This window comes from Massilia sp. METH4, from assembly GCF_037094685.1.
Lineage (GTDB): Bacteria > Pseudomonadota > Gammaproteobacteria > Burkholderiales > Burkholderiaceae_D > Rugamonas.
Genome location: NZ_CP146614.1, coordinates 6,658,107 through 6,679,092, shown reverse-complemented (window position 1 = coordinate 6,679,092; position 20,986 = coordinate 6,658,107). Strand labels below are relative to the sequence as shown.

The window sequence follows — 20,986 nt, the reverse complement described above, 5'->3', positions numbered from 1 at the left end:
AGTAGGGACGATGTCCGCCCAACCCGACGCCACCGCGGCACATGCGGCCCCGCTGCCGGCCGAGGCAGGCTGGACCGGCATGGCGGCCGACCTGTCCGGCGACCGCCAGATGTTCCACGTCCCGTGGGGCAAGGCGATGATGTGGATCTTCCTGCTCAGCGACACCTTCATCTTCGGCACCTTCCTCACCGGCTACATGTCGGTGCGCATGGCCACCACGACCGAGTGGCCGAACCCCAGCGAAGTGTTCGCGCTGACCATCGGCGGTGTCCACCTGCCGCTGATCCTCATCGCCATCATGACCTTCGTGCTGATCTCGAGCAGCGGCACCATGGCGATGGCCGTCAACCATGCCTATCGGCGCGACCGCAGGCGCTGCGCCGCCCTGATGGCACTGACCGTCGCGTTCGGCGCGCTGTTCGTCGGCATGCAGGCGTTCGAGTGGAGCAAGCTGATCGCGGAAGGCGTGCGGCCGTGGGGTAACCCGATGGGCTCGGCGCAGTTCGGCGCCAGCTTCTTCATGATCACGGGGTTCCACGGCCTGCACGTGAGTGCCGGCGTGATCTATCTTGCCATCGTGGCGTGGCGCGTCGCGCGAGGTGCCTACGAGCGCAAGGGGTATGACATCGTCGAGATCGCCGGCCTGTACTGGCACTTCGTCGACCTGGTGTGGGTGTTCATTTTTGCGCTGTTCTACCTGTGGTGAGGAGGGCATGATGGAAGGCCAGCAGCATCCGGTGGCGATGTACCTGAAAGTGTGGGGCCTGCTCTTCGTGCTCAGCGCGTTGTCGTATCTCGTCGACGTGTTGCACCTGGAAGGCGTGCTGCGCTGGACTTTGATCCTTGCGCTGATGATGGCGAAGGCAGCCCTGATCGTGGCCGTGTTCATGCACCTGCGCTGGGAGCGGCTGGCACTGATCTGCGTGGTCGTGATTCCCCCAGCGGCGCTCCTCGTGCTGGCGGGATTGATGGCGGCCGAGTCCGATTACGTGCACCTGCTGCGCAGCGGCCTGGCCGGCTGACCCGTGCCGCACCGTGACGGAATCCGGCAAGTGCTCTTGCCGGGCAGTACGACTTTCACCCTTGTAACGTCTCGCGGCCCGGTGCTATAATGCGCGCACGCTTTTACGACGTCCCCATCGTCTAGAGGCCTAGGACATCACCCTTTCACGGTGAGTACCGGGGTTCGAATCCCCGTGGGGACGCCAAGCTTTTCGAGAAACGGGTTTTCGTTTTTTGGGAAGAAATGTCAAAGCCAGTCCAGGGTCCCCATCGTCTAGAGGCCTAGGACATCACCCTTTCACGGTGAGTACCGGGGTTCGAATCCCCGTGGGGACGCCAAGAATATCGGGCCGCACTCGGAACGCCAGTTCCAGTGCGGCTTTGTCATTACGGGTCCCCGCCATGAATCCTACGCTCGCACTGTTCTGCAAGGTCGTCGACAACTATGGCGATATCGGCATCTGCTGGCGTCTCGCACGCCAACTGGTCCGCGAGCACGGCATTGCCGTGACCCTGTGGGTGGACGACCTGAAGAGCTTCGAGCGTATCTGCCCTCAGGTGTCTCCCGATGCGCCGGCCCAGGAAGTGGAGGGCGTGGCCATCTATCACTGGCGCGACCAGGAGGGTACCTGGTTCCCCGAAGACGTGGCCGACATCGTCATCGAATTCTTTGCCGTCGATATTCCGCCTGGCTACGTGACCGCGATGGCGCAACGGCAATCGAAGCCCGTGTGGCTGAACCTGGAAGGCTTGACTGCCGAGGAGTGGGTCGAGGGATGCCACACCTTGCCGTCGATGCATCCGCGCCTGCCGTTGACGAAGCATTTCTTCTTTCCCGGCTTTACAGCCAGGACGGGCGGCCTGCTGCGCGAGGCGCTCTTGCTTGAAGAGCGCGACCGGTACCGGGGCGATCCGGCGGCGGTGTCGACCTTTCTCGGCAAAGTCGGCCTGACTGCCGCCGAGCAGGCCGCATGCAAGGTATCGCTGTTCTGCTACCCGCACGGGCCGGTGGCCGGGCTGTTCGATGCCTGGCGGCAGGGTGGCTCACCGGTGGCATGCCTGGTGCCGGAGGGCGTGGCCAGGGACGAGGTGCGCGCCTTCCTGGGCGCCGATCCGGTGGCCGGTGCGGTGCATACGCAAGGCATGCTGACGGTGCGGGTCCTGCCATTCGTGCCGCAGCCCGATTACGACCGGCTGCTGTGGGCTTGCGACGTGAATATCGTGCGGGGCGAGGATTCGTTCGTGCGGGCGCAGTGGGCAAATCGTCCATTCATCTGGCACATTTATCCGCAGGATGAAAACCTGCACCATAAAAAACTGCGCGCATTTATATCGCGCTATTGCAATGGCGAGGCTGGCCCTCAATTCGAGGCACTCGAACGATTCACGCTGGCATTCAACGGCGTTGAAGAAAATACGGATTGGCAGGGCCTCTGGCAAAGCTTGTCCGGCAGTATCGATCAATTGGCATGCCGCTCTGCCAATTGGCAAAATGCGATGTTGGAAAATGGCGACCTGGCCTCGAATCTGCTGACATTCGCCCGTTCCCTGCGGTAGGCGCCGTATGAAGAACATGGTATGATGAGCGGTTACTGAAACCCATTTTTAGTAGGTACTCTCTCTTATGAAACCCGCAAAAGAAATTCGTGTTGGCAACATCATCATGGTTGACGCCAAGCCCTTCATCGTGCTGCGCTCCGACGTCAACGGTTCGAGCCGCACGGGCTTCACCTACAAGTGGAAGATGAAGAATCTTCTGACCAACGCTCCGCTGGAAAACGTGTTCCGCGGCGATGACAAGTTCGACGTGGTCATCCTGGACAAGAAGCCGGTCACCTACTCGTACTTCGCCGATCCGCTGTACGTGTTCATGGATGAAGAGTACAACCAGTACGAAATCGAAGAAGAGAACCTGGGCGACGCGCTGAACTACCTGAAAGACGGCATGGAATGCGAAGCCGTGTTCTACGACGGCAAGGCCATCTCCGTGGAACTGCCGACCACCATCGTGCGCCAGATCGTTTACTCGGAGCCGGCCGTCAAGGGCAACACGTCCGGCAACGTGCTGAAGGAAGCCAAGATCGAAAACGCGATCGAATCGAAGCGCCACACCGTGCAGGTGCCGCTGTTCGTGAGCCAGGACGATTTCATCGAAATCGACACCCGCACCAACGAATACAAGCGCGTGATCCGCAACTAAGCTTTCGCGTATCGCTGCAAAAGAACGCCGCCTCGCGCGGCGTTTTTTTTCGTCCCGGCTTTGCGGGCGCCGCGCATGTTCATGTTGCTGCCGGGCTGCTATGCTTGCGCGATTGACCGTGGCGAAGAGGATCGGATGGAGCGCAGGGATTTCGTAAGGCTGGGCGTGGCGGCGGGCGGCATGGCCGCGATGGCGGGAGCGGCCGAAGCGACGGCAGGAGCGGCAGGGGCGGCAGGGGTGGCAGGGGCGGCAGGGGCGGCAGGGGCGGCAGGGGCGAAAGCGGCAGCGGCGCCGGATGCCGTCCTCGAGGCCGGTGTGCGGCGCCAGCAGGAGCTGATGGCTGCCGGCAAGCTCACGTCGCAGGCGCTGGTAGCGCTCTACCTCGCCCGGATCGCGAAGATCGACAAGGCCGGTCCCCGCATCAACGCCGTCATCGAACTCAATCCCGACGCGCCGCAGATCGCGCGCGCGCTCGACCGCGAGCGGCAGGCCGGCAAGCTGCGTGGCCCGCTGCATGGCATTCCGGTCCTGCTGAAGGACAATATCGCGACCGCCGACAAGATGAGTACCACGGCTGGTTCGCTGGCACTGCAAGGCGTGCGCGCCGCGCGCGACGCGCACGTGACGGCGCAGCTGCGGCGGGCCGGCGCCGTCATCCTGGGCAAGACCAACCTGTCCGAGTGGGCGAACATGCGCTCGACCCATTCGACCAGCGGCTGGAGTGCCCGCGGCGGCCTGACCCGCAATCCGTACGCGCTCGACCGCAACTGCAGCGGTTCCAGTTCAGGCTCCGCGGCCGCGATGGCGGCCAGTCTCGCCACGCTGTCCGTCGGCACGGAGACGGATGGCTCCATCGTGTCGCCCGCATCGATCTGCGGCCTGGTCGGCATCAAGCCCACGGTCGGCCTCGTCAGCCGCAGCGGCATCATTCCGATTTCCGCATCGCAGGACACGGCCGGGCCGATGACGCGCAGCGTCACCGACGCCGCGCTGCTGCTGGCGGCGATGGCCGGACCGGACCCGCGGGATGCGGTCACCGCCAATGCCAGGCGGGTGGACTACGCCGCCGCGTTGGACCCGAACGCGTTGCGCGGCAAGCGGCTGGGCGTCGCGCGCAACTTCTTCGGCTACAACCATGACCTGGATGGCGCGATCGGCAAGGCGCTGGACGTGTTGCGCGCCAGGGGCGCCGAGCTGGTCGACGTGCAAGTGCCGAATACGGACAAGTATGGCGACAGCGAGCTGCAAGTGCTGCTGTACGAATTCAAGGCGGGATTGGCGGATTACCTGCGCGACTACGCGCCCGGCGCGCCGGTCGCGAATATCGCCGACGTCATCGCGTTCAACCGGCGCAACGCCGCGACCGAGCTGAACTACTTCGGCCAGGAATACCTGGAACAGGCACAGACGAAGAATGGGCTCGAGAGCAAAACCTACCGCGCCGCCCTGGCCAACAGCCGGCGCTATGCGCGCAAGGAAGGCCTCGACCGCGCCTTGAAGCACTACCGGCTCGATGCGCTGGTCGCGCCGACGGGTGGCCCGGCCTGGCTCACGGACTTCGTCAACGGCGACCACTTCTCGGGCAGCTTCTCGTCGCCCGCCGCGGTGGCCGGCTACCCGCACATCACGGTCCCCGCCGGCCAGGTGCACGGCTTGCCCGTCGGCCTGTCGTTCGTCGGCGCCGCCTTCACCGAAGCTGCCCTGATCGGCATGGCCTACGCCTTCGAACAAGCCACCCGCCACCGCCGCGCCCCGACATTCCCCGCCACCATCACCCGCTAAGCCGCGTCGCAAACTCACGACAGGGACAGTCCCCGGTGTCAGGGACAGTCCCCGATGTTGTATTGCGACCAGCTCAACCGTACGGGGCAGGACCGGTGTCAGCCGGGGCCGCGCCACTCAACAGGGACACTCAACAGGGACAGTCCCCGCTGGCAGGGACAGTCCCCGGTGTTGTATTGCGACTAGCTCAGCCGCATGGAGCGGGACAGGCGTCAGCCGGGGCCGCGCCATTCGGTGAGGTAATGCTGCGGGGTCTTGCCCAGCAGGCGCCGGAACATGCTTGTGAAGGCACTGGGACTGGCGTAGCCGAGGCTGGCTGCGATGGTGGCGACGCTTTCGCCGCGGGCCAGCATGGGGAAGGCGTGGGCGAGGTGCACCTGCTGCACCCATTGCCGGTAGTGCAGGCCGGTCTCCTTCGGGAATAGCCGGATCAGCGTGCGGGCGCTGGCGCCGGCATCCAGCGCGCGGTCTTCGAGGGCGCGGCGGCTGCCCGGGTCGGCCATGATGTCCGCGCACAGCGCCTGCAGGCGGCGGTCGCGCGGCCACGGCACGGCGATCGGCACGGTTTCCATCGATGCCAGCTCCGACAGGATCAGCTGCGCCAGCTGTTCGCCGCGGCCCGGTACCGCGTAGTCGACCGGCTCGGCTGACAGGGCCAGGATCAGCTCGCGCAGCAGCGGGCTCACTTCCAGCACGCGGCAACCCTCGACAAGGGCGCCCGCGGCGGCCGCATCGATGTACAGGGTGCGCATGTTCACGCGCGACAGCATCGTCAGCTCGTGCACGATGCCCGGCGCGATCAGCAGGGCGCGCCGCGGCGGGATGATCCACACGCCCAGGTCGGTGCGCACCCTTACCACACCTTCGCTCGCATACAGCAGTTGCACCCACGAGTGGCTGTGCGGTACCACGTGCTCGCCATGTTGCGCTTCGGATGGCACGGCGGTTACCGGCCGCGGCAGCGCCTGGAACCGCGGGCAATAGAGCGTGGAGGCGAGGAGTGTCACTTTGGCGACGAAAATTGGAAGAAGCGTTCGGCCCGAACATCATACACTGGCAAGCCCCGCCATTGACCTCATCATTGTCCGTTGCCATGACCACCAACGCTTCGAAAGCACCCGTCGCCGCCGCGCCGGCGCAGCAGGGCGCCATACTGCAGATCCTGTTTTCCGTCGCCTTCGTGCACCTGCTCAACGATTGCGTGCAGGCCGTGCTGCCGTCGATCTACCCGTTGCTCAAGCACGAATTCGCCTTGAGCTTCACGCAGGTCGGCCTGATCACGCTCACGTTTCAGTGCACCGCCTCGCTGCTGCAGCCGTGGATCGGCCTGTACACGGACAAGCGCCCGCTGCCCTTCCTGCTGCCCATCGGCATGTGCGTCACCCTGGCCGGCGTCGGGCTGCTGGCGACCGCGGGAAGTTTCCCCATGCTGTTGCTGGCGGCGGGGATGATCGGCGTCGGTTCGTCGACCTTCCACCCGGAAGCCTCGCGCGTGGCACGCCTCGCATCCGGCGGCCGCTTCGGCTTCGCACAATCGCTGTTCCAGGTCGGCGGCAATGCCGGGTCGGCACTGGGGCCGCTGCTGGCCGCCGCGATCATCGTCGGCCACGGGCAGAGCAAGATTGCCTGGTTCACGCTGCTCGTGCTGGTCGCCGTCGTGGTGCTGGTGGGCGTGAGCCGCTGGTATGGCGGTCACCTGAAGAGCGCCGTCCGCAAGGCGGCCGTGCAGCACGCATCGCCGCTGCCGCGCGGGAAGGTGATCGGCGCGCTGGCCGTCCTGGCGATGCTCGTGTTCTCGAAGTACATCTACATGGCCAGCCTGTCGAGCTACTACACGTTCTACCTGATCGAGAGATTCCACGTGTCGGTGGACACGGCGCAGATGTACCTGTTCCTGTTCCTCGCGGCAGTGGCGGCAGGCACCTTCGCCGGCGGTCCGATCGGCGACCGCATCGGCCGCAAGCGCGTGATCTGGGTGTCGATCCTGGGCGCGGCGCCATTCACGCTGGCGCTGCCCTATGCGGACCTCCCCTGGACGGCGGTGCTGTCGGTCGTGATCGGCCTCGTGATGTCGTCGGCGTTCTCGGCGATCGTCGTGTTCGCGCAGGAACTGGTGCCGGGCAAGGTGGGCATGATCGCCGGGATCTTCTTCGGGTTGATGTTCGGCGTCAGCGGCATCGGCGCCGCGGCGATGGGGCACATCGCCGACGTGGCCGGCATCGTCACGGTGTACCGCCTCGCATCGTTCCTGCCGCTGCTGGGCATCTTCGCAGCGCTGCTGCCGAAGATGGAGAAATAATCGGGCGCCGCGCTTATACGTCTATGAAGCGCATCTTGAAGTTGCGCCCCTTGAACGTGCCGAAGTCGCCGGCCAGCTTGCTGGCGGCGTTGAGCCGCGCGAACGCATCGTGGGCGACCCTGCGGTCGATCGCCACATAGGTCTGGAACTCGGTCACGTTGATCTTGCCCACGTGTTCCTTGGCCAGCTTCGCGTCGCCGGTGAGGCCGCCGAGCACGTCGCCGGCGCGCAGCTTGTCCTTCTTGCCGCCGCTGATGCACAGCGTAAGCATCGGCGCCGGATCGCCGTGGCCCGGATCGTCGGCATCCAGTTCGGCCAGCGGGTGCCACTCGGCCGGGGCGTTCTGGTATTCCTCGATCGCCTTCACCCACTTCTTCTCGTTCGGCGCGCACAGGGTAAGCGAGCGCCCGCTGCCGCCCGCACGGCCCGTGCGGCCGATGCGGTGCACATGCACCTCGGCGTCCTTGGACACGTCGGCATTGATCACCGCTTCCAGGTCGGAGATGTCGAGGCCGCGCGCGGCCACGTCCGTGGCCACCAGGATCTGGCAGCTGCGGTTGGAGAACAGCACGAGGATCTCGTCGCGGTCGCGCTGTTCCAGTTCGCCGTACAGCGCCAGCGCCGAGAAGCCCTGCGCGCGCAGCGTGTCGACCAGTTCGCGGCAATGCGCCTTCGTATTGCAGAACACGATGGCGGACGCCGGCTTGAAGTGCCGCAGCAGCCGCGCGACCGCTTCGTCGCGCTCGTCGAAGCCGATCTCGTAGAAGCGCTGCTCGATCGTCGCCTGCGTGTGCTGCGCCTCGATCACCACCTCGACCGGGTCGGCCAGGAACGGCTCCGTGGCCTGGCGGATATCGTCCGGGTAGGTGGCCGAGAACAGCAAGGTCTGGCGGCGCTTCGGGCACTCCTTGACGATCGCGGCGATGTCGTCGTAGAAGCCCATGTCCGTCATGCGGTCGGCCTCGTCGAGCACCAGCGTGCGGATCGTGGACAGGTCCAGCGTCTGGCGCGACAGGTGGTCGCGGATGCGGCCCGGCGTGCCCACCACGACGTGGGCGCCATGTTCCAGCGAGGCGATCTGCGGGCGCATCGGCGAGCCGCCCGTCAGCACCAGCACCTTGATGTTGCCGGTGCTGCGCGCCAGCCGGCGCAATTCGTTCGCCACCTGGTCCGCCAGTTCGCGCGTGGGGCACATGACCAGCGCCTGCGTGGCAAACCACGCGGGGTTGATCGTGTACAGCAGGCCGATGCCGAAGGCGGCCGTCTTGCCGCTGCCCGTCTGGGCCTGCGCGATCAGGTCGCGGCCTTCCAGCACGGGCGGCAGGCTCTGTGCCTGGATCGGCGTCATCGTGCGGTAGCCCAGCGTCTCGAGGTTGGCGAGGAAGGCGTCGGAAAGGGGCAGGGAAGCGAAGGAAGTCATGGCGGGGCCCGTGGGGCAAAAAGAGGTGAATCAGTCTAACAGGGTGGCCCGGCGGGCCGCGCTCAGTCCTTGCGCCAGACAGGCAGGCCGGTCACGTCGAGGTGCTCGTCGCGCTGCCAGATGGGCAGGCCGGTCGCGTCGGTCGGCGCGAGCAGTTCGAGCTGTTCCTGCTTGATGGGGGCGCGACGCACGCGCGGCGGCGGCGGCGCCTTCGGCTCCGGCTCCATCGGCGCGGCCGGGCCGAAGCCAGGCAGGTCGAGCGTCGCGTTGTCTTTCTTGTCTCTCATCGTGTGGCGTGCAAAAACAAAAGCCCGGCTATGTCAGTCGGGCTTTTCATCTGAAGCGGCGCGCAGTGTAACACAGCGCCAACCTTTTGTGCGGCGGGCGGCCCGTCAGCGGAAGGCCAGCGCCGCGGTCAGGGTCGCCCGGCGGTTGCGCGCCCCGTTCGGCAAAGGCCTTGTTGCGCAGGGCCAGTCCTTCGAGCAGCGGCAGATCGGAGCGGCGCGTGATGAAGCGCTGGATCGACGTGGTGACATAGAAGTCGTGGTCCACGTTGCCCGCTTGGCGAACGGTGAGACCACGATGGCCGGGACGCGCGAGCCCGGCCCCAGCGGTCGCCCTTCGGCGGTGCGACATGGCCCCCAGCCGCCGTTCTCGTCGAACGTCACGGCCACTGCCATGTCCTTCCACTGCGGCGAGGCTTCCAGGTGCGCGAGCACGTTCACGATGTGCTGGTCGCCCGCTGCGGCGCGTTATGTCGGGCATAAAGACACGGGCACAAAGAAAAACCGCCGGCTTCATCACTGAAACCGGCGGTTTTCGAATTCTGGTTGCGGGGACAGGATTTGAACCTGTGACCTTCGGGTTATGAGCCCGACGAGCTGCCAGACTGCTCCACCCCGCGTCTGAGGCAAGAATTATATACGCTCACTGCGTATTGTGCAAGGCCATGCTCGGCATCGAAGTGCTCACCGCCATCGCGGCTGGAAAATGCACTGTCACGACAGCAATGTTGCTAAAATTCGGGGACTGTCCCCGAATTTTGGCAACACTCGAAGAATCAAGGGCTTGGCGGTGTGTGGTACTGCCGAGCTGGTTGCAAAACAACGGCAGTTTTGCTTCGACTGCTTTCCTTGCGATGCTCATCATCGGGGCGCAGCATGCCCTGCGGCGCCGCCGAGCAATCGGGCATCGTCCTTTCGCGCCTGACCAAGCCCCTGGCTGAACGATCATGACCCGAGCACTCTTCATCTGCACCCAGAACCGCCTGCGCAGCCCGACGGCGGAACACGTTTTTGCCAGCTGGCCCGGCGTGGAAACCGATTCGGCCGGCCTGGGCGCCGATGCGGACATTCCGCTCTCGACCGAGCAGGTGGCCTGGGCCGACATCATCTTCGTGATGGAAAAGACCCACCGCAACCGCCTCTCGTCACGGTTCCGCAGCCACCTGAACGGCAAGCGCGTGGTCTGCCTGGACATCCCCGACGACTACGAATACATGGACCCCGCGCTGGTGCGCCTGCTGGAGGCGCGGGTCGGGCGCTTCCTCAAGCGCGCCTGACCCGGCGGTTCAAGCGGCCCCCAGCCGCCACAGCGACGTCACCTCGGCCGAGCGCGCTGCATGCAGCGGGTCGGTCGCGTCGCCGGCCTTCGGGTGCACCGGCCGCACGTCCTGCCGGCCCAGAACGACGAGGCCGGCCGCGGCGATCCACTCGAGCAGTTGCGCGCGCGGCCGCAGGCCCAGGTGCTCGGCCAGGTCGGACATGATCAGCCAGCCCTCGCCACCCTCGGCCAGGTGGTCTTTCAAGCCCGCGAGGAAGCCCTTCAGCATGCGGCTGTCCGGGTCGTACACCGCATGCTCGATGGACGAGCCGGGCCTCGCCGGCACCCACGGCGGGTTGCAGACGACGAGCGGAGCGCGGCCGGGCGGGAACAGGTCCGCTTCCAGCAGCTCGACCTGGTCTTCCAGGCCTAGGCGGCCAATGTTATCGCGCGCGCAGGAGAGGGCGCGGCGGTCCATGTCGGTGGCGATCACGCGCGGCACGCCGCGCCGCGCCAGCACGGCGGAGAGCACGCCGGTGCCGGCGCCGATGTCGAAGGCCACATCCGTCTTCTTCGGCAGCGGCGTCTCCGCCACCAGTTGAACGTACTCGCCCCGCACCGGCGAGAAAACGCCGTAGTGCGGATGGATGCGCGCGCCCAGCGCCGGAATCTCCACCCCGGCCTTGCGCCACTCGTGCGCGCCGACGAGGCCCAGCAGCTCGCGCAGCGAGATCACGAATGCATCCTCGCCGCGGCCATAGGCCTCGTTGCAGGCAAGCTTCACGTCCGGCGCGCGGCGCAGCGGGATCGTGTAGCCGGGCTCGAATGGAATCAGGAGCATCGCCAGCGTGCGCGCGCGCTGCGACTGCGCCTGCCGGTGCAGGTGGAACGCTTCGGTCGGCGTGGCCGGCACCTTGGCCGGCTTTTTCTTGCCCTTGCCATGCTTGCCGTCGGCGCGCCGCGCCAGCGCCTGCAGCAATTGCCGGGCATTCTGGAAGTCGCCGCGCCACAGCAGCGCCGTGCCTTCGCAGGCCAGGCGGTAGGCCGTGTCGGCGTTCATCGTGTCGTCGGCGACCACGACACGCTTCGGCGGCGGCATCCCTGCCTCCGAATGCCAGCGGGCGGAACGGTCGGTTCCTTGTTCGGTCCAGTGGAGGAGGGTGGTTTCCATGTCGTGCCAGTTCTGAAGGGTGGTAAACGGCGAAACCGCCTGCACGGCGGTTTCGGTCGGTGGCACGTATTATAGCCGGTCAGGCTTCGTCGCCCGGCGGCGGAGTGGTCGAGATTGTCAACGGGATGTTGGCCGCCGATTGCGGCGCCGGCGCATTGTCCGGCACCTTCACTGGCACCTTCGCCGGCGCCTGTGCATTGTCCGGCACCTTGACCGGCGCCGGCGTCCTGTCCGTTGCCGCTTCGTCCACATACGCCTTCACGGGCGACGGCGGGGCATACGTGTCGAGCGATTGCGCGCTGTTGACGAGCTTCATCAGCCGCACGGACAGGTTGCCCAGCACATCGCCGCTCTCGCCATCCTTGACGTCGCCGGAGATCTGCTTGTCCATCAGCTTGAACAGGTCGCCCAGGCTGCCCGGCCACTCGATCTCGGGAAATTCGAATGCCGGCAATTGCAACGCCGTCTTCCCGGGCTCCTCGTCCGTGCCGGCAAAGCCAGCCGACATCGACGCTTCGTAGCGCACCTCCACCTCGAAATCGTACTTGGTGCCGTCGGCGAGCGTGATCGTTCCCTTGCCGAGGAATTGCGAGCTTTCGTTCAGGCTGAAGGCCGATGCCTTGCCGACGCCTTTGGCGCCTTCACCGCGCATCACGCCGGCGGCCACCGATGCCGACGTTTCGAGCGACACGGAATCGAACGCGATCGTGGCGCCCTTCGCGCCGTCGCCCAGCAGCTGCTGCGCGAACTTGCCGAGGAAACCCTGGGCCAGGTCGATGGTGTCGTTGCCCAGCGAATCGAGGCGCTGCTGCAGGTCGACCGCGCCCGACGAGAGGGCAACGTCGCTGCTGGCTTTCGTGGCCGCCGCCTGCGGCACGGCGGCATTGCCGCGCGCGCCCTGCTGGGTGGAGCCGGTGAGGGCGGTGTTCTGGTACTGGCGGGTGCCGAGTGGAGAGAGCGAAGACATGGCTGGCCTCTTTTTACAGTGTCCCTCTACATCGACACGTTGGCCGAATACTTGAGGACGTCAGTGGTGGTGGGTCCACAGGCCGTTCGAGGCCAGGTACGCCTGCACGGCGTCCGCCTGCCCGATGGCGTGCAGTTTCACTTCGCCGCAGGAACACACGCCGGAGTACGGCGTGATGTGCGAGCAGGCAGATACTTTCTGAACGGTAACTTTCACCGCCTTGGCGCATTTCGCGCATTTGAACGTCAGGGTGCGTGGAGCTTTAAACATGCTTATCGAAACCAGGGAACTATGAGCGCCCATTCTATCAGGCCACGCTCACATGGCTGCGCCCGCCCGCACCGGGCTGCACGAGAATACGCGTGGCGATCCGTTCCGTCATCTCCTGCACGTGCGAAATGACGCCGACCTTGCGGCCCATGGCTTGCAGGTTGTCCAGCGCATCCATCGCCACGCGCAGCGTTTCCGCATCCAGGCTGCCGAAACCTTCGTCGATGAACAGCGATTCCACGCGCACCCGGTTGGACGACAGCGATGCGAGGCCCAGCGCCAACGCCAGCGACACGAGGAACGATTCGCCGCCGGACAGCGAGTGCACCGAGCGCAGGTCGTCGCCCATGTGCAGGTCGCGCACCAGCAGGCCCAGCGACGGTTGCGAAGGGTTGTCGATGCGCAGCAGCTGGTAGCGGGGAGCCAGTTGCCGCAGGTGGGCATTGGCATAGCCGAGCAGCACGTCCAGCGTGAATTGCTGGGCATAGTTGCGGAACTTCTTGCCGTCGGCCGAGCCGATCAGTTCCGCCAGCCGGGCCCAGCGCCGCTCGCCCGCTTCCTGCTTTTCCAGGTCGGCCAGCATCGCGCTGGCGCGGCGGCGGCGCTCGTCGTCCTGCGCCAGCGCCACCTTCAGGGCCGACGCGTGTTCCTGGGCCGTGCGCCGCTCGGCTGTCAGCGCTTCGAGCGCCTCGCGCAGGGGACTTGCACCCAGCTCGGACCCGTCCGGCGCCGTGGCGCGATGCCGCTCCAGTTGCGCCTCGCGCTCGCGCAGCACGGTCACGGCCTGCGCAATGGCCTCGTCCAGCGCCTGCAAGGCGTGCCGCTCGGCGCGGATCGCCTCCAGCGGATGGGCCAGCAGCGCCAGCAGCTCGTCCATCGAGGCCACCTGATTGGCCAGGGCGACCGTGGGCGCGAACAGGTCCGGCTCGGCATGGTCGCGATGGAATGCGTCGAGCCACTCGGCCAGCCTGCCCTGTACCTCCCGCGATGCCTCTTCCAGTTCGGCGGAGCGCCGCCGCGCCTGCGCCAGCGCCTCGTCGCAGCGGGCGCGTTGCTGGGCAGCCTGCTGGCCGGCTTCCTGCTGGGTGCGCAGGGCGGCATGGGCCGCCTCGCAGGCGGCGCGCAGCCGCGCTTCCACCTCGCCCACCGGCGCCCCATTCCACAGCGCCACCCGCTGGGCACGGGCGGCCTGCAGTGCCTCGTCCGCCGCCAGGAAGGCGGCGCGGGCGGCCTGTTCGTCGCCCGCCACTTTCGCATGGGCCTCCTGCAGGGCCGCCAGTTCGATGTCCAGCGCGGCGATCCTTGCGGCGCGCTCTTCCAGGTCAACCTGCTGCTTCTGCCATTGGCGGCTCTCCGCCTGCCGCAGTGCGTGGAAATGCTCCGGGTCCTGGCGCCAGGCGTCCTTCCAGCCCTCGCCGCCATCCGGCGCATCGGCGAACGCGGCATCGAGGTCGTCCAGCAGGGCGTCGAGATGATGCACGGCGTCGATGTGCTGCGATGTCAGTGCCTCGGCCTGGGCCTGTGCCTGGGCCAATGCCGTCGCGGCCGTGGCGGCGCCGGCCTGCCAGCGCGCCTGTTCCGCGGCGGCCCGTTCGCAGGCCTGCTGGGCGCGGTCGCGCACCGCGCCCGCCTGCCGCAGCGCCTGCTCCTGCCGCGCCACGTCCTGCAACAGCGCCGCGGCGGCGGCCAGGCGCGCGGCCAGCCACGCGGCGCGGTCGGCATCGGTCACGGCGGTGCCGCCGTCCGCTGCGTCGTCGATGCCAGCCAAGGCGGCCTGCCAGCGCGCCGCGATCGCCGCCTGCGCCGGAGCGAGCGCGGCCAGTTCCCCGCGCACCTGTTCCAGCCGGCTCGCGCTCGACGTGGCCAGCGCGCGCTGTGTCGCTTCCTGGCCGATCAGCCGGTCCTGTGCGCTGCGCCAGCGCGCCACGTCGGCGCGCAGCGCATCGAGCATGCCGCGCAGCCGGTCGTTGCCGTGATAGGGATGCTCGACGGAGCCGCACACGGGGCAGGGCGCGCCGTCTTCCAGCGCGGCGCGCAATTGCTCCACGCTTTCGCCGCATGCCGCCTCGGCCAGGGCCAGCGAACGTTCGGCCTGCGCCAGCGCGGCCTTGCCGGCCGCGAGTTCGGTGCCGGCGCCGTCGGCCAGCGCCTGCGCATCGGCGCGGGCCCGTTCCAGCTGGTCCGCCTGGGCTGCCAGGGCCGCGTGGCGCTCGTTCTTGGTTGCCAGGTCGAGCCACAGCCGCTCGGCTTCGCGCAGCGCGTCGCGGCGCGCTTCCAGTTCCGCCCGCCGCAGGCCCAGCCCTTCGGCGTCGAAGGCGGCCAGCGCTACGGCCGCCGCGGCACGTTCGGCCTCGGCCGCGCGCAAGGTTTCCGTTGCGGCGGCCAGTCCCGCCTGCGCGGCCAACTCCTCGTCGCGATGGCGGGTGGCGCGCCGCTGCGCGTCGGCCAGCTTCGCGCCGATCGCCGCGCCGTGATGCGCCGCGCGGCCGGCCTGCGTGAACAGCTCTTCCCAGCGCGGCCATTGCTGGCCCAGCACCGCCCAGTGCCGATGCGTTGCCAGCCATGTATGGCCGAACTCCTGGCCGGCCACCAGGTTGCGCCGTTCATTGCGCTTGTCCGACAGCGCGGCCGCCGCCTTCGTCACGGCCGCCACCGCCGCGTCGCGCGCGGCCCGCGCTTGCACGTGCTGCGGCTGCATCGCCTCGATGCGGGCATCCAGTGCCTTGGCCCGGTCCAGCTGGGGCCCGGCGTCGCGCCGTGCCGCCTCGGCCGCTTCAACGTTGTGCGCCGCCTGCTGCTGGGCGGCGGCCGCGGCGGCCTGGGCCTGGCCGGCCGCTGCCGCTTCCTGCCCGCAGCGCGCGATGGCGGCCTGCGCCTGCGCCAGGTCGGCCTGCACGCGCTGCACGGCATCGTGCAGCGGCCGCGCTTCCTGCACGGCATCGAGCTTGTCGAGCGCGGCGCGGCGCGGGGCCGCCGCTTCCACGGCGGCGATGCGCGCCTGCCGTGTCGCCTCGGCCTCGGCGATGCCGTCCAGCAGGCGGGCGGCGCCCTCGTGCCAGCGCAGGTCCGTCTCCAGCGCGGCCTTGCGGGCGTCGAGCACGGCCAGCGCCGCCTCGGCCTCGCGCGCCTGCCGTTCGGTTTCCTGGCGCTCATCGCCGGACAGGGGCTTCTGGTCGGCCAGCCGCGCGTGCATCTGTTGCAGCGCCTGCGCCTCGAGCTTGTGGCGCTCGTGGGCGCGGCGCGACAGGTCGCTGTAGATCGTGCTGCCGGTCAGCGTTTCGAGCAGCAGGCCGCGCTCGTCGTCCTGCGCCTTCAGGAAGGTGGCGAACTCGTTCTGGGCCAGCAGCACGGCCCGCGTGAACTGGTCGAAGTTCAGGCCGATGCGCGCTTCGATCTCGGCCTTCACCTCGGTCTTGGTGCCGCCGATCGGCTGCAGCTCGGGCAGCTTGTGCAGCGTCATTGCCGTCGGCTGCAGGGCGCCGCTGGCCTTGGTGCGGGACCGGCGCACGCTCCAGCGCGACCGGTAGGCCACGCCGTCGCTGCCGACGAAATCGACTTCGGCATACCCTTCCGGCGTGCCGCGGCGCAGCAGCGTGCGGCTGTCATCCGAACCGATGGGATCGCCCACGTCGGGCGTCTTGCCGCGTGCATGCACGAGGCGCGGCGTGCGGTCGTACAGGGCCAGGCACAGGGCGTCGAGCAGCGTGCTCTTGCCGGCGCCGGTGGGGCCGCTGATGGCGAACAGGCCGGCGGAGGCAAGCGGATCGCTGCCGAAATCGACCGAGAATTCATCGGCCAGCGAGGCCAGGTTGCGGCCGCCGATGCGCAGGATCCTCATCGCGTCGCATCCTCCAGCAGCAGTTCGGCGAGGGCGCTCAACTGGTCGTCCGGCGCGTCGCCGCCGAACTTCTGGCGGTACAGGCGGGCGAACACCTCGGCCGGCTGCAATTGCGCCAGCTGGTCCAGCGATACGGCCGCCTCTTCCAGGCCGCCGCCTCGCTGGCCGCTGGTGGTCTCGATCTTGGCCAGGCGCACGTGCTTGCCCTCCAGCGCGGCCTCGATCCGGGCGCGCAGTCCGGGTTCGGGCGCGTCCAGCCGCACGCGCACCTCCAGGTAGGGTTGCGCATAGGCCGGCGCCAGCGGAAAGTCCAGCGCTTCCAGCTCGTCGAGCACCTGCTCGAGCGGGGCGGGGCGCGTGGGCACGCGCAGCAGGTGCACGGCGCGCGGCACATGGACCGGCACCGTTTCGCGCAGCGCGGGGCCGTCGAGGTCGATGCGCAGCACCTGGTGCTGGTAGTGCACTTCCGAGAACGACAGCGGCAGCGGGCTGCCGCAATAGCGGATGTGCGCGTGGCGGCCGATCTGCTGGGCCAGGTGCAGGTGGCCCAGCGCCGCATAGGCGATGGCCGGCCCGAAGATGCCGGCCGGGAGCATCTCGGTGCCGCCGATCACGATGCGGCGCTCGGAATCGGCCGACATCTGGCCGTCGACCATGTGGCAGTGGCCCATCGCCACGATCGCCTGGCCCGGCTGGCGCAGCGTCTCCGCATGGGCCAGGGTCTGCCGGTACAGTTCCGCGATGCCGGCCAGGTACGCGTCGCCCCCTTCCTCGACGCGCGGCACGTCGGAGGGCCGCAGGAACGGCACGGCCAGGCACCAGGCGGCCACCGCGCCGTCGCGGTTCGTCAGCGGGTGCACCAGGCGCGCCACGTCGATGGCGCCGTCGGCCGTGCGCTCCACGTTGCCCACCACGCGCGTGCCCAGTTCTTCCAGCAGGGGGCCGGGCGCGTCGATGCGGCCGGGCGAGTCGTGGTTGCCGGCCACGAGCATGATGTCCAGCCCGGGGGCGGCGGCGCGCGCCTGGCGCAGGAAGCGGTACAGCTGGCGCTGCGAGGCGGCGGACGGGTTGGCGTTGTCGAACACGTCGCCGGCGATCAGCAGGGCGTCGGCCTGTTCGGCCACGATCGTCTCGAGCAGCCAGTCGAGGAAGCACTGGTGCTCGTAGTGCCGGTCGAAGTTATGGAGCGACTGGCCCAGGTGCCAGTCCGAGGTATGCAGCAGGCGCATCGGACGCTAGTGAAATTGCCGGAACGGGAAGCGCGACAGTGTAGCGCATCGCGCGCGCTGCCGGTGGCCGCGTCACGCCCCGGCAGCCCGGCCGGGTCAGGCCCGGCGCCGCCGCGCGGCGAACGGCAGCAGCGCCAGGCCGGCGCCGAACATCGCGTAGGTTGCCGGTTCGGGCACCGAAACGGCCAACTGGTAAGAGAACTGGTCGGCGCGGCCGACCGCGTCGCCCGCCAGGGCAAGGGAGCCGTCCGGCTGCATGGTCGAGTTGACGATCGAGAAGCCCTTGGTCAAGGGGTTGGCGTAATACGCCAGCGCCGGCTCGAGCACGGAGTTGATCGCGAACTGGTCGGCGCCCAGGAAGACATATTGCTGGACGGTGGCGAAGTCTCCGAACGTGGCAGGGTCGAGGCTCACGCTCTGGTAGAAGCGCTTCGTGGTCCGGCCGGTGCCATCCGTGTCCGACAGGACCTGGGAGCTTACCTGGCCCGTTCCATCCAGGCTGAACACTTCGCCGTCCAGGCGCAGCGTGATCTGCAGCGCCGCATCGCTGGCTTGCATCCACAGATTGTCGGTGCTGGAGAGGACGTTGGCGCTGTCGAACACGCTGGTGACGGTCAAGTCGAAGCTGCGGGCGCCGGCCAGGTCACCCTGCGGGAAGAACCCGGGCAGGTTGAAGGCGGCCGTATTGCCCATGGTACGGGTGGTGATGGTATAGGTTTCGGCGCTTGCGCTGGTGCAAGCAACTACGGCGAGCAATGCCGCCACTCCCGACAGCGCCGTGCGCTTGCGGCGCAGCCCGGGACAAGCCTGGTATTCGTTCATCGTTGCTCCTGTGAATGAGCCGCGCGCGGCGATCCCCGGAGTATACAAAGATGGGCGTTGCAATGGCGCACGATAATGCGCGTTTCACACGGTGACGTCCGGGTGCCTGCTGGCCAGCGTGCCGCCCGTGCGGAAGGTATTGCGGCCGGCCTCCTTGGCTTCGTACAGCAGCGCGTCGGCCCGCGCCAGCAGCTCGGCCGGGGCCAGCTCGCCGCCGCGGTAGAACGCCACCCCGATGCTGGTCGAGATGTCGGCGCGAATGCCGTCCAGGTCGAACGGCGCGGCCACCGCGGCCACCAGCTTGGCAGCGGTGCGCTCGGCATCCGCGGCGCACTGCAAGCCTTCGAGGATGACGGTGAACTCGTCGCCGCCCAGCCGTGCCACCGTGTCCGTGTCGCGCAGCGCGTGGGTGAGGCGCCCGGCGAACGCCTTCAGCAGCGCGTCGCCCACGCCGTGGCCGTGGGTGTCGTTGACCGGCTTGAAGCGGTCGATGTCCATGTACATCAGGGCCATCAGCGTGCCGTGCGCGCGGCAGGCGTGCATGGCGGCGGCAAGGCGGGCCATGAAGCCGGCACGGTTCGTCAGGCCCGTCAGCGCATCGATCGTCGACAGGCGCAGCAGGTGCTGCTTTTCGCGCCGCTGCGCGGTCACGTCGGTGCGCACCACATGGAACCCTTCCACGGTGCTTTTCGCCTCGTCCCACTGCGGGATGTAGCGCACCTCGAAGCTGCGTTCGGTCCCGTCGGCATCCGGTTCCTCTTCCTCCTCGAACGTCACGGTCTCGCCGGCAAGCACGCGCCGCACCCAGGGCTGCAGCCTCGCGTAGCGGCGTTCGCCCACGATGTCGCGTGCGCTGCGCCCGACCGCGCGCACGCCCATGCGCGTGAACTCCCGCTCGTACACTAGGTTCTGGAAGCGGTACACCTCGTCGCGGTCGACGTAGGCGATCATGGCCGGCATCATGTCGGCCAGCGTGCGCAGCCGTGCCTGCTGCTGCCGGCTCGCCAGCTCGGCTTGCTTGCGCTCGGTGATGTCGCGCGTGGTGACGGCTACGCCGTCGCCGATCGCCACGATCTGGTGCAGCAGCCAGCGCGGCGTGCCGCTGCGGATCTCGAACTCCTCTTCCAGCGGCTGCCCAGTGTCCAGCACGCGGCGGTACTTGTCGAGGAAACCCTCGGCGCGCCAGGCCGGCACCAGCACGCCGATGCGCTGCCCCAGCAGTTCCCCGCGTGCATGCCCCAGCATCGCGGCACCCCGTTCGTTGACGTCGACGAGAATGAAGTCGCCGCCGCACGCCTCCCTGCAAGCCTTCAGCAGGAATACCGCGTCCAGGCTGGCGTCGGCTGCCGCGCGCTGCTGGCGCTGCGCTTCGCGCGCGGCGCGGGTGCTGTTGCGCAGCCGCCGCGCCTGCTGCACGAGCGCGGCCACGAACGCCAGCACGACCCCGGAGGCCAGCGCCACCGCGCCCAGGTACATGGCGCGGCGCCGTTCGAAGCGCGCCAGCGCATGCGACTCGGCATGGCCGACCACGGCCGTGAGGGCGTAGCGCGGCATGTCGCGTGCCGCGTAGATGCGCGGGGTGCCGTCGACCGGGTGGCGCGGCGCCACCTCATCCGGATCGGCCGGCCGCCGGGCCGGGCCGAACGTCAGCGTATCGTCGTTGAACACGCGCTCGTCGACGCGGCTGGTGGACAGGCCGGTATCGCGGCCCAGCAGGCCCACGAAGCCGCCGGGGCCGGGGTCCAGCCGGTCATAGTCCTCGATGAACATGGCGGGGTCCACCAGCATCACGATGGCGCCGGCGAAGCCCCCGCCGGCGCCATCGAGACGGCGGGCGACGCGAATGCGCCATTCCCTCGCCGCCGCCTCGACGACGGGTGTGGAGAACCGGGCCTTGTCGCCATCCGCGCCGGCCAGGGCGCGGAACCAGCCTTCGCCCGCCGCCTGCGGGGAGAATGCCCCATGCATGCTGTCGACCAGCCGGCCGTCCGGCCCGTACAGCGCGAGCGGCAGCGCCAGTTGGGCCGGCAGCAGCGAAGCGAGCAGGCCGTTGCGGCGCGTGAACTCCGGCAAACGCAGCGCGCCCTCGGTCTCCTCGAACTTCAGCTTGAAGAGCTGGGTGGCATGGTCGGCCTGGCGCAGCACGAAGCCGGTGTTCTCGGCCAGGGTGCGCGCCTGCGCATGGCCCAGCAGCACGGCTTCATGCCGTGCGTCGGCCTGCTCCTGCCGTATCTGCCACCAGGCGGCGGCCCACATGGCCGCCAACAGCACGGCCGCGAACGCCGGCAGCAGCATCGCCCGGTACAGCTTGCGCAGCGCGCTCGTTCCTTCCTTCGCCACCCGTTCCCCGCTGGTTACTTACCTTCCGGTATTTTGCCCTCGGCAGCCATGCGGCGGCGCGCGCCCGACATCCATTAGAATGGCTCGCTTCACCATCGACCACC

The 20,986-nt window shown here is 68.3% G+C and carries 17 protein-coding genes, 3 tRNA genes and 1 pseudogene; 9 read left to right on the top strand and 12 right to left on the bottom strand.

Going from position 1 to position 20,986, the window contains the following annotated elements; translation table 11 throughout:
* Window positions 1-10: 10 nt before the first annotated feature.
* The 7 genes from V6Z91_RS28970 to V6Z91_RS28940 all read left to right on the top strand — a co-directional run bounded on the left by V6Z91_RS28970 (window position 11) and on the right by V6Z91_RS28940 (window position 4,984).
* Complete coding sequence (locus V6Z91_RS28970) at window positions 11-706, top strand: heme-copper oxidase subunit III family protein (RefSeq protein WP_338764544.1); 696 nt, start codon at window positions 11-13, stop codon at window positions 704-706.
* 10 nt (window positions 707-716) lie between these two features.
* The gene (locus V6Z91_RS28965; RefSeq protein ID WP_338772100.1) at window positions 717-1,022 is read left to right on the top strand and encodes a cytochrome C oxidase subunit IV family protein; all 306 of its coding nucleotides are present in this window, start codon (window positions 717-719) and stop codon (window positions 1,020-1,022) included.
* A gap of 110 nt (window positions 1,023-1,132) precedes the next feature.
* Window positions 1,133-1,208: transfer RNA gene (locus tag V6Z91_RS28960), tRNA-Glu, on the top strand.
* Window positions 1,209-1,265: 57 nt separating this feature from the next.
* A tRNA-Glu gene (locus V6Z91_RS28955) sits at window positions 1,266-1,341 on the top strand.
* Window positions 1,342-1,404: 63 nt separating this feature from the next.
* Window positions 1,405-2,559, top strand: a complete 1,155-nt coding sequence (gene earP / locus V6Z91_RS28950; protein ID WP_338772098.1) for an elongation factor P maturation arginine rhamnosyltransferase EarP — start codon at window positions 1,405-1,407, stop codon at window positions 2,557-2,559.
* A 67-nt stretch (window positions 2,560-2,626) separates the two neighbouring features.
* Window positions 2,627-3,202 (top strand): elongation factor P, encoded by a 576-nt coding sequence (locus tag V6Z91_RS28945; protein WP_338764542.1) that lies wholly within the window; start codon window positions 2,627-2,629, stop codon window positions 3,200-3,202.
* Between the two features lie 135 nt (window positions 3,203-3,337).
* The gene (locus tag V6Z91_RS28940; RefSeq protein WP_338764540.1) at window positions 3,338-4,984 is read left to right on the top strand and encodes an amidase; all 1,647 of its coding nucleotides are present in this window, start codon (window positions 3,338-3,340) and stop codon (window positions 4,982-4,984) included.
* A 212-nt stretch (window positions 4,985-5,196) separates the two neighbouring features.
* On the opposite strand, the gene V6Z91_RS28935 is transcribed toward V6Z91_RS28940, so the two are convergent.
* A complete protein-coding gene (locus V6Z91_RS28935) occupies window positions 5,197-5,991 on the bottom strand; it encodes a helix-turn-helix transcriptional regulator (RefSeq protein WP_338764538.1) in 795 nt (264 codons plus the stop codon).
* A gap of 86 nt (window positions 5,992-6,077) precedes the next feature.
* Here V6Z91_RS28935 and V6Z91_RS28930 point away from each other — a divergent pair, with 86 nt between their 5' ends.
* Entirely contained in the window at window positions 6,078-7,283 is a 1,206-nt protein-coding gene (locus V6Z91_RS28930; RefSeq protein WP_338764535.1) for an MFS transporter, read from the top strand.
* A 13-nt stretch (window positions 7,284-7,296) separates the two neighbouring features.
* Here V6Z91_RS28930 and dbpA read toward each other — a convergent pair whose 3' ends face one another.
* From dbpA to V6Z91_RS28910, 4 genes and pseudogenes are all read right to left on the bottom strand, one after another.
* Window positions 7,297-8,703 (bottom strand): ATP-dependent RNA helicase DbpA, encoded by a 1,407-nt coding sequence (gene dbpA, locus V6Z91_RS28925; RefSeq protein ID WP_338764532.1) that lies wholly within the window; start codon window positions 8,701-8,703, stop codon window positions 7,297-7,299.
* A gap of 62 nt (window positions 8,704-8,765) precedes the next feature.
* Window positions 8,766-8,990, bottom strand: coding sequence for a hypothetical protein (locus tag V6Z91_RS28920; RefSeq protein ID WP_338764529.1), 225 nt, complete (start codon window positions 8,988-8,990; stop codon window positions 8,766-8,768).
* Between the two features lie 105 nt (window positions 8,991-9,095).
* A pseudogene (locus V6Z91_RS28915) lies at window positions 9,096-9,449 on the bottom strand (alkaline phosphatase family protein); the annotation flags it as partial.
* An 81-nt stretch (window positions 9,450-9,530) separates the two neighbouring features.
* Window positions 9,531-9,607 (bottom strand) — tRNA-Met (locus V6Z91_RS28910).
* Between the two features lie 327 nt (window positions 9,608-9,934).
* On the opposite strand from V6Z91_RS28910, the gene V6Z91_RS28905 reads away from it, so the two are divergent.
* Window positions 9,935-10,264, top strand: coding sequence for a low molecular weight protein tyrosine phosphatase family protein (locus V6Z91_RS28905; protein WP_338764526.1), 330 nt, complete (start codon window positions 9,935-9,937; stop codon window positions 10,262-10,264).
* A gap of 9 nt (window positions 10,265-10,273) precedes the next feature.
* Here V6Z91_RS28905 and V6Z91_RS28900 read toward each other — a convergent pair whose 3' ends face one another.
* The 7 genes from V6Z91_RS28900 to V6Z91_RS28870 form a co-directional block, all read right to left on the bottom strand.
* Window positions 10,274-11,416, bottom strand: coding sequence for a class I SAM-dependent methyltransferase (locus V6Z91_RS28900; RefSeq protein WP_338764523.1), 1,143 nt, complete (start codon window positions 11,414-11,416; stop codon window positions 10,274-10,276).
* 79 nt (window positions 11,417-11,495) lie between these two features.
* Window positions 11,496-12,383, bottom strand: coding sequence for a hypothetical protein (locus V6Z91_RS28895; protein WP_338764520.1), 888 nt, complete (start codon window positions 12,381-12,383; stop codon window positions 11,496-11,498).
* Window positions 12,384-12,443: 60 nt separating this feature from the next.
* Entirely contained in the window at window positions 12,444-12,653 is a 210-nt protein-coding gene (locus V6Z91_RS28890; protein WP_338764517.1) for a hypothetical protein, read from the bottom strand.
* Window positions 12,654-12,690: 37 nt separating this feature from the next.
* A complete protein-coding gene (locus tag V6Z91_RS28885; protein ID WP_338764514.1) occupies window positions 12,691-16,491 on the bottom strand; it encodes an AAA family ATPase in 3,801 nt (1,266 codons plus the stop codon).
* Complete coding sequence (locus V6Z91_RS28880) at window positions 16,488-17,720, bottom strand: exonuclease SbcCD subunit D C-terminal domain-containing protein (protein WP_338764512.1); 1,233 nt, start codon at window positions 17,718-17,720, stop codon at window positions 16,488-16,490. Before V6Z91_RS28880 ends, V6Z91_RS28885 begins: the two co-directional genes overlap by 4 nt.
* A 96-nt stretch (window positions 17,721-17,816) precedes the next feature.
* On the bottom strand, window positions 17,817-18,542 hold the full coding sequence (locus V6Z91_RS28875; protein WP_338764510.1) for a PEP-CTERM sorting domain-containing protein: 726 nt from the start codon (window positions 18,540-18,542) through the stop codon (window positions 17,817-17,819).
* Between the two features lie 84 nt (window positions 18,543-18,626).
* Window positions 18,627-20,882 (bottom strand): diguanylate cyclase, encoded by a 2,256-nt coding sequence (locus V6Z91_RS28870; protein ID WP_338764507.1) that lies wholly within the window; start codon window positions 20,880-20,882, stop codon window positions 18,627-18,629.
* Window positions 20,883-20,986: the final 104 nt, after the last annotated feature.

Coding starts and splice junctions, on each gene's coding strand:
- V6Z91_RS28940 (WP_338764540.1), top strand. CDS start 3,338: ATGGAGCGCAGGGATTTCGTAAGGCTGGGCGTGGCGGCGGGCGGCATG.
- V6Z91_RS28965 (WP_338772100.1), top strand. CDS start 717: ATGGAAGGCCAGCAGCATCCGGTGGCGATGTACCTGAAAGTGTGGGGC.
- V6Z91_RS28885 (WP_338764514.1), bottom strand. CDS start 16,491: ATGAGGATCCTGCGCATCGGCGGCCGCAACCTGGCCTCGCTGGCCGAT.
- earP (WP_338772098.1), top strand. CDS start 1,405: ATGAATCCTACGCTCGCACTGTTCTGCAAGGTCGTCGACAACTATGGC.
- V6Z91_RS28890 (WP_338764517.1), bottom strand. CDS start 12,653: ATGTTTAAAGCTCCACGCACCCTGACGTTCAAATGCGCGAAATGCGCC.
- V6Z91_RS28905 (WP_338764526.1), top strand. CDS start 9,935: ATGACCCGAGCACTCTTCATCTGCACCCAGAACCGCCTGCGCAGCCCG.
- V6Z91_RS28895 (WP_338764520.1), bottom strand. CDS start 12,383: ATGTCTTCGCTCTCTCCACTCGGCACCCGCCAGTACCAGAACACCGCC.
- V6Z91_RS28880 (WP_338764512.1), bottom strand. CDS start 17,720: ATGCGCCTGCTGCATACCTCGGACTGGCACCTGGGCCAGTCGCTCCAT.
- V6Z91_RS28920 (WP_338764529.1), bottom strand. CDS start 8,990: ATGAGAGACAAGAAAGACAACGCGACGCTCGACCTGCCTGGCTTCGGC.
- dbpA (WP_338764532.1), bottom strand. CDS start 8,703: ATGACTTCCTTCGCTTCCCTGCCCCTTTCCGACGCCTTCCTCGCCAAC.
- V6Z91_RS28970 (WP_338764544.1), top strand. CDS start 11: ATGTCCGCCCAACCCGACGCCACCGCGGCACATGCGGCCCCGCTGCCG.
- V6Z91_RS28875 (WP_338764510.1), bottom strand. CDS start 18,542: ATGAACGAATACCAGGCTTGTCCCGGGCTGCGCCGCAAGCGCACGGCG.
- V6Z91_RS28930 (WP_338764535.1), top strand. CDS start 6,078: ATGACCACCAACGCTTCGAAAGCACCCGTCGCCGCCGCGCCGGCGCAG.
- V6Z91_RS28945 (WP_338764542.1), top strand. CDS start 2,627: ATGAAACCCGCAAAAGAAATTCGTGTTGGCAACATCATCATGGTTGAC.
- V6Z91_RS28900 (WP_338764523.1), bottom strand. CDS start 11,416: ATGGAAACCACCCTCCTCCACTGGACCGAACAAGGAACCGACCGTTCC.